The organism is Nocardia sp. AB354 (assembly GCF_049538315.1).
Taxonomy (GTDB): Bacteria; Actinomycetota; Actinomycetes; order Mycobacteriales; family Mycobacteriaceae; genus Nocardia; species Nocardia nova.
The window spans coordinates 1-518 of record NZ_JBMVFU010000082.1 but is presented as its reverse complement, the minus strand read 5'-3'; the positions used below and the strand labels follow the sequence as shown (position 1 = coordinate 518).

The 518-nt window shown below is 68.3% G+C and carries 1 protein-coding gene; it reads right to left on the bottom strand.

All coding sequences use genetic code 11. The features are described from left to right. Positions 1-518: hypothetical protein (locus tag ACPCUW_RS35190; RefSeq protein WP_423429698.1), on the bottom strand; the 518-nt coding region annotated here is incomplete at both ends.

Below are 518 nucleotides of genomic sequence, written 5' to 3'. Positions count from 1 at the left end.
AGGCCGATGGCAGCGCCCGCGACGCAGCCGATGACCGCGCCACCGATGGCACCGGTGAGGGCACCGATGGTGGCACCGGTGCCGATGGTGTCCTTCAGCCGGTTGAACGCGGCGGTCTCGCGGTCGTAGGGGGTCTTCCAGGGAGCGGAGTCCTCGAAGGGCAGGGCGACCGGCTTGTAGACCGCGTGCTGCAGGTCCAGCTGCGGGGTCAGGGTGGCGGTGTTGCCGGAGATGTCGGCGGCGATCGGGAACTCGAAGTCGTTGACTCGGAAGTTCAGGGGGGTGCCGGCGAGCACGGTGCCGTTGGCGGCCTTGATCTTCAGCATGCCGTCTTCGTTGACGATCGAGCCACTGTCGGTCTTGATGACCGCTTTGCTGTCGTCGACGACGCTGGCCTTGTAGTGGACGCTCTCGGGCGCCGCGGGGGCGGCGGGGTCGGCGTTCGCGGTACCGGCCGCGACGCCGACGGCGGCGACCAGCATGGCGGCGGTCGCGGCGAATTTCCTCATCATCATTTT